Source organism: Sphingomonas sp., from assembly GCF_048594985.1.
Taxonomy (GTDB): Bacteria; Pseudomonadota; Alphaproteobacteria; order Sphingomonadales; family Sphingomonadaceae; genus Sphingomonas_I.
On record NZ_JBMDXG010000267.1, the window covers coordinates 24,222 to 30,773 of the forward strand.

The following is a 6,552-nucleotide window of genomic DNA, read 5'->3' on the forward strand; positions in this document are numbered from 1 at the left end:
GGTCTCCCTTCCCGCGCCGGAGCGGAACAGTTCCGCCCCAAGCGCCACATGCTGGTGATCGTCAAGCCGCCGCCGGAAGCTGGTCCCACAGCGGATCGATCAACCCCTTGATAAACGCGGCATGGCGCGCGAGTTCCTCCGCCGATGCGCCGTGCGGACGTGCCGTGCGGGCGGGGCGGGCACGCGGCGCGATGCCCTGAGCGGGAAGCAGCTCCGTGGCCGCCGCCGGCTGCTCGCTCAGCATCAGGCCGATCTGCCGCCCGCCGCAAAGCTCGACATAGACCTGCGTCAAAAGCTCGGCATCGAGCAGTGCGCCATGCTTCACGCGCTGGCTGCGATCGACGCCATAGCGCGTGCAGAGCGCGTCCAGGCTGTGCTTGGCCCCCGGATGACGCGTGCGCGCCATGGCGAGCGTATCGACCATCCGGCTCATCGCGACCGCCGGGCGTCCGCAATTCTCCAGCTCCCAGTTGAGGAAGGTGAAATCGAACGTCGCATTGTGCGCGACCAGCGGACAATCGCCGAGGAATTCGATCAGATCGTCGACCACCTCGTGGAAGCAGGGTTTGTCCGCCAGAAAGCGCTCGGACAGGCCGTGAACCTGCTCCGCTTCGCTCGGCATCGGCCGTTCGGGGTTGATGTAAGCGTGGAAACTGCGCCCCGTCTCGCACCGGTTGACGATCTCGATGCAGCCGATCTCCACCAGCCGGTGGCCGTCATGCGGGCTCAGGCCCGTCGTCTCCGTGTCGAAAATGATTTCACGCATGCCGCGACTATCCCTTCGCGCGGGCGCGCAGGCAAGCGGTGATGCGCCTGACCGCGGCGCGCGTGGCGTGAACCGTGCCGCCCGTATCGATCACGATATCGGCACGGCGGCGCTTCTCCGCGTCGGGGGTTTGCAGCGCGCGGATCCGCCGCAGCCGCGCCCAGGTCATCCCCGGCCGCCGGAGCACGCGCGCGCGCTGTTTCCACGCAGGCGCGGAGACGACCGCGATTCCGTCGACCTGCCGCCATCCCCCCTTTTCGAACAGCAGGGGGATGTCGACCACGACGAAGCGGTGCGCGGCATGCCGGCGCAGGAACAGGCGGCGCGCGCGTCGTACCTCGGGGTGGATCAGCGCCTCCAGCCGCGCCAGCGCGAGCGGATCGCCCAACACCGCGCGGCCGAGCCTCGCCCGATCGACCCCGCCGTTCACCGTCGTGCCGGGGTGAAGCGTCTCGATCGCGGCGACCAGCCGACCGCCCGGCCCCTGCAGCGCATGCACCTCCGCATCCGAATCGAAGACCGGCACGCCCAGCCGGCGGAACATGGCGGCGACGGTCGTCTTGCCCATGCCGATCGACCCGGTCAGGCCGAGCCGGAAGGTCATGCGGTCAGCCGCGCGCGCAATTTTGCCTCGCTCGCCGGATCGGACGGCGGCTCCATGCCGAAGAACCGTCGGAAAGCGATCCGTCCCTGGCCGATCAGCATGCTCAGGCCATCGACCACCGGGTGCCCCGCCGTCCGTGCCGCGCGCAACAACGGGGTTTCGAGCGGCGCATAGACCGCGTCGTAAACGATCGCGCCGGGCGGAAAGTTGGACAGGTCGACATCGAGCGGCGGCTTGCCCGTCATGCCGAGCGAGGTGGCATTGACCACGATATCCAGCCGGTCACCCTTCTCCCCCCAGTCGAAGTCCAACGGCCGGGCGAAGGTGTCGAGCGTGCAGGTGTGGACGTGCCCAGCGTCGAACTCGGCCGCGATCGCATCGGCCTTGGCCAGGTCACGCCCGGCGAGGATCAATGTGAAGCCTTCGTCCCACAGCGCGTGCGCGATCGCGCGCGCGGCGCCGCCCGTGCCGAAGATGCGCGCGGTGCGGAGCAGATGGCGTTCTGACAACCACGGGCGGAGCGGTTCGAGGAAGCCGGGCGCGTCGCTATTATAGCCAGTCAGCAGTCCGTCCGCTTTGACGATCGTGTTGACCGCGCCGATCCGCGCCGCGACCGGATCGATCCGGTCGATCAGCGGCATCACCGCCTGCTTGTGCGGCAGTGTCACGTTGCAGCCGCGCCAGTCGGGATCGCCGCGTCGCGCGGCCAGATAGTCGGCCAGCCCGTCAGCGGTCACATGGGCGCGCGTGTACCGTTCTGTGAGGCCGAGCCGCTCAAGCCAGAAACCATGCATGACCGGCGACTTGGACTGCACAATCGGATTGCCGATCACCTCGGCATAGGGCGTGCCGCTCATGCGGTCATCTCGCCCCGGTCGCGCAACCACGCCAGCAGCGGAAGCAGCGGCAGGCCGAGAATCGTGAAATGGCTCCCATCGATCCGGCTGAACAGCTGGATGCCCCGCGCTTCGATCCGGCACCCGCCGACGCATCCGCTGATCGCCGGCCATTCGGCATCCAGATATTCCTGGAGGAAGGCATCGGAAAAAGGCCGCATGGTCAGCCGCGCGGTATCGACACTGCGCCACAGGACCACGCCACCCTGTGCCACGACGGCCGCGCTGTGGAGACGGTGGGTCGTGCCGGCCAGCGCGCGCAGTTGCGCCTCGGATTCGGCGCGCGTCTCCGCCTTGTCGATCAGGTCGCCCGCCGCCGTCTCCAGCGTCGAATCGCTGCCGAGGACGAGCGCCTGCGGGTGGCGGCGCGAAACCTTGAGCGCCTTCAGCTCCGCCAGCGCATCGGCAATGTCGCGCGGACCCAGGCCCTGTGCCAGCAGGGCGGCCTTCGCGGCATCCTCATCGACGCCCGCCCCCTCGGCGGTGAAGTCGACGCCCGCCGCGTCGAGCATCGCCCGGCGCGCGATCGACTGCGAAGCGAGGATCAGGGTCATGCGTCGGCTCCCGAACTGCGCGCGTTCATCAGGTTGGTGATTGCCGCCGCCGTCTCCTCGATCGACCGGCGCGTGACGTCGATCACCGGCCAGCCCCGATCCGCGAAGATGCGCCGCGCGAAGGCCAGCTCGCGCGCAACCGCTTCCTGGTCGACATAAGGAGTTTCGGCGGTCTGGTTGAGCGACAGCAGGCGATTGCGGCGGATCTGGATCAGCCGGTCGGGGCTGGTGGTCAGCCCCACCACGAGCGGGTGGCGCAATTCGAACAATTGCGACGGGGGCGGGCTTTCGACCACCAGCGGGATGTTGGCGACCTTGTAGCCGCGATTGGCGAGGTAGATCGAGGTCGGCGTCTTCGACGAACGCGACACGCCCGCCAGCACGATGTCCGCCTCCTCCCAATCCTCCGGCGCGACGCCGTCGTCATGGGCGATGGTGTACTGGATCGCATCGACCCGCGCGAAATAGGCCGCGTCCATCGCATGCTGCCGCCCCGGCCGCGCCTTCTGTTCCTGGCCGAGCAGCCGTTCAAGCGCCTCGAACACGGGGTCGAGCGCCGCGACATGGGGCAAGCCCGCGACCCGGCACCTTTGCTCCAGCGTGCGGCGCACCTCGGAATTGACCAATGTATAGATGATCAGGCCCGGCCGGCGCGTAATCTCGGCCAGCACGCGGCTGAGATGGCCTTCGGAACGCACCATCGGCCAGAAATGCTTGATCGTCTCGACCCCGTCGAACTGGGCGATGCCGGCCTTCGCGATCGCATCGAGCGTCTCGCCGGTCGAGTCCGACAGGAGATGGAGGTGGAGGCGCATGGCCCGCTAATGCGTCCGAAAATCCCTGTGGACAACTGTGGGGAGCAACCCCCGCCCAATCGGTGCATTGCAGCAGGGATGGAAAGCCATGCCCGTTCCGCCGCCGTCTGCGCGTCGCTTTACGCACAGGGGATCAACAAGCGGGGGTTGCCTGTGGATATCGGGGGCAGCATCCGTGACTCGCCGCAAAACCGCCGCTCCTTGGGGAGTCAAGCTGTTGGCAAGATCGGTCGGCGCGAATAAGCCCCGGCATCCACGCCCCAACTGTCTATCACTGACTCTAAGACTCTTCTTTGAAGGATATAGGGTAGCGCCTTTGTCAGCCGATTCACCTCACCCGATCGCGCTTTCCGCCCGGCCCCCAGCCGAGCGTCCGCTGCTTGCGGTCCTGCGCGGCGAACGGCGCGATCCGCCGCCCGTCTGGCTGATGCGCCAGGCCGGCCGCTACCTGCCCGAAGATCGCGCGCTGCGGGCCGAGAAGGGGGGCTTCCTTGAGCTCTGCTACGATCCCGCGTCGGCGGCGGAGATCACGCTCCAGCCGATCCGCCGCTACGGTTTCGACGGGGCGATCCTGTTTTCCGACATCCTGGTCGTTCCGCACGCCTTGGGGCAGCGGCTGTGGTTCGAGACGGGCGAGGGGCCGCGTCTCGCCCCCGCGCTCGCTGACGGCGCGCTCGACGGGCTGACCGCCGCGTCTGGCTTGCTCGATCCGATCTACGAGACGGTGCGCCGCGTCACCGCCGCGCTGCCGCCCGAGACCACCATGCTTGGCTTTGCGGGCGCGCCGTGGACCGTCGCCACCTACATGGTCGCGGGGCAGGGAACCAAGGACCAGGCGCCCGCGCGCCGCCTCGCCTATCGCGATCCGGCGGCGTTCCAGCGCCTGCTCGATACGATCGTCGACACGACCGTCACCTATCTCGTCGGCCAGATCGACGCGGGCGTCGAGGCGGTGCAGCTGTTCGACAGCTGGGCTGGCAGCCTCGCGCCCGACGAATTCCGCCGCTGGGTGATCGCCCCCAATCGCGCGATCGTCGAACAGCTCCGTGCCGCGCGTCCGGGGACACCCGTGATCGGCTTCCCCAAGGGCATCGGCGAGAAGCTGCCCGATTATGCGCGCGAGACGGCGGTCGACGCGATCGGGATCGACGAGACGATCGATCCCGCCTGGGCCGATGCCGCGCTGCCCGCCGGCCTGCCCGTGCAGGGCAATCTCGATCCGCTCGCGCTGGTCGCGGGGGGCCAGGCGCTCGACGCAGGGATCGACCGCATCCGTGCCGCGTTCGCGCGGCGGCCGCATGTCTTCAATCTCGGCCACGGTATCCTGCCCGACACACCTTTGGTGCATGTCGAGCGATTGCTGGCTAGGGTGCGCGCATGAATATTCCCAGCCTGGAGTATATCCTCTCGGTGACCTATCTCTGGATCAAGGCCGGGCACGTCATCTTCGTGATCTTCTGGATTGCGGGGCTGTTCCTGTTGCCGCGCTATTACATCTACCATCAGGAGGCGGCGCCCGGATCGCAGGAGGAAAAGCGCTGGATCGAGCGCGAACGCCGGCTGCGGACGATCATCATCACGCCGGCGATGATCCTGACCTGGGCGTTCGGGCTGACGCTGGCGTGGCAGGGCGGCTTCCTGACCAGCGGCTGGCTGCACGCCAAGCTGGCGCTGGTGATCGGCCTGACCGCCTATCACGGCTGGATGGTGGGGTACGGCAAGAAGCTTGCGCGCGGCGTCCGTCCGGCCAGCGGGCGGACCCTGCGGCTGATGAACGAGGTTCCGGGCATCGCCACTGCCGCGATCGTCGTGCTGGTGATCGTCAAGCCGTTCTGATCGCCCTGTCGCGCCTGCTTGAATCGGCGGCGCGGCGGCACCATCTCGCTTGACGGCTGCGCTGTCGGCTTATACCCCGGCTCTGTTTCTGGGCACGCGGTCCTCGCGAGCGCCCGTCAGCCCCAACTCTCTTCGAACTGTCGCCACACCGCGCCGTTCCTCCCCAACAACGCACCAGCGGACCGTCACCCATGCATCTCAAGGACCTCAAGAAGAAGACCCCGGCCGAGCTCGTCGCCATGGCGGAAGAGCGCGGGGTCGAGGGCGCGTCGACGATGCGCAAGCAGGACCTGATGTTCGGCATCCTCAAGGCCGAGGCCGAGAATGGCGAGCAGATCCTGGGTCTCGGCACGATCGAGGTGCTGCCCGACGGGTTCGGCTTCCTCCGCTCGCCCGAGGCGAACTATCTGGCGGGGCCCGACGACATTTACGTCTCCCCCAATCAGGTGCGGAAGTTCGGGCTGCGCACGGGCGACACGGTCGAGGGCGAGATTCGCGATCCCAAGGACGGCGAACGCTATTTCGCGCTGACCAAGCTGACCCAGGTCAATTTCGACGACCCGAGCGTCGTCCGCCATCGTGTCAATTTCGACAATCTGACGCCGCTCTATCCCGAACAGAAGCTCACCCTCGATCCGCAGGACCCGACCAACAAGGACAAGTCCTCCCGCGTCATCGATCTCGTCTCGCCGCAGGGCAAAGGGCAGCGCACGCAGATCGTCGCGCCGCCGCGCGTCGGCAAGACGGTGATGCTGCAGAACATCGCCAAGGCGATCACCGACAACCACCCCGAAGTGTTCCTGATCGTGCTGCTGATCGACGAGCGGCCCGAGGAAGTCACCGACATGCAGCGCAGCGTGAAGGGCGAGGTTGTTTCCTCGACCTTCGACGAGCCCGCCACGCGCCACGTCCAGGTCGCCGAAATGGTGATCGAGAAGGCCAAGCGCCTGGTCGAGCACAAGAAGGACGTCGTGATCCTGCTCGATTCGATCACGCGCCTCGGCCGTGCCTACAACACGGTGGTGCCGTCGTCGGGCAAGGTGCTGACGGGCGGCGTCGACGCCAACGCGCTCCAGCGGCC

General features: G+C 67.7%; 8 protein-coding genes. 3 read left to right on the plus strand and 5 right to left on the minus strand.

What is annotated here, in order from left to right; genetic code table 11:
• Positions 1 to 61: 61 nt before the first annotated feature.
• Genes dnaQ through ACOJSF_RS10815 form a run of 5 tightly spaced genes read right to left on the minus strand, consistent with a single transcriptional unit; the run spans position 62 to position 3,635 of the window.
• Positions 62 to 766: a DNA polymerase III subunit epsilon gene (gene dnaQ / locus ACOJSF_RS10795; RefSeq protein WP_420142204.1), complete on the minus strand. Its 705-nt coding sequence runs from the start codon at positions 764 to 766 to the stop codon at positions 62 to 64.
• Positions 767 to 773: 7 nt separating this feature from the next.
• Complete coding sequence (coaE, locus tag ACOJSF_RS10800) at positions 774 to 1,370, minus strand: dephospho-CoA kinase (RefSeq protein ID WP_420142205.1); 597 nt, start codon at positions 1,368 to 1,370, stop codon at positions 774 to 776.
• Complete coding sequence (gene aroE, locus ACOJSF_RS10805; protein WP_420142206.1) at positions 1,367 to 2,227, minus strand: shikimate dehydrogenase; 861 nt, start codon at positions 2,225 to 2,227, stop codon at positions 1,367 to 1,369. The genes coaE and aroE overlap by 4 nt, the downstream gene beginning before the upstream one ends.
• Positions 2,224 to 2,820: a Maf family protein gene (locus tag ACOJSF_RS10810; protein WP_420142207.1), complete on the minus strand. Its 597-nt coding sequence runs from the start codon at positions 2,818 to 2,820 to the stop codon at positions 2,224 to 2,226. Before ACOJSF_RS10810 ends, aroE begins: the two co-directional genes overlap by 4 nt.
• Positions 2,817 to 3,635: a pyruvate, water dikinase regulatory protein gene (locus ACOJSF_RS10815; RefSeq protein WP_420142208.1), complete on the minus strand. Its 819-nt coding sequence runs from the start codon at positions 3,633 to 3,635 to the stop codon at positions 2,817 to 2,819. The genes ACOJSF_RS10810 and ACOJSF_RS10815 overlap by 4 nt, the downstream gene beginning before the upstream one ends.
• Before the next feature lie 340 nt (positions 3,636 to 3,975).
• Here ACOJSF_RS10815 and hemE point away from each other — a divergent pair, with 340 nt between their 5' ends.
• The 3 genes from hemE to rho form a co-directional block, all read left to right on the plus strand.
• On the plus strand, positions 3,976 to 5,016 hold the full coding sequence (gene hemE, locus ACOJSF_RS10820) for a uroporphyrinogen decarboxylase (RefSeq protein WP_420142213.1): 1,041 nt from the start codon (positions 3,976 to 3,978) through the stop codon (positions 5,014 to 5,016).
• Entirely contained in the window at positions 5,013 to 5,471 is a 459-nt protein-coding gene (locus ACOJSF_RS10825) for a CopD family protein (RefSeq protein ID WP_420142209.1), read from the plus strand. Before hemE ends, ACOJSF_RS10825 begins: the two co-directional genes overlap by 4 nt.
• A gap of 191 nt (positions 5,472 to 5,662) precedes the next feature.
• Positions 5,663 to 6,552: transcription termination factor Rho (gene rho / locus ACOJSF_RS10830; RefSeq protein WP_420142210.1), on the plus strand; the 890-nt coding region annotated here is incomplete at its 3' end.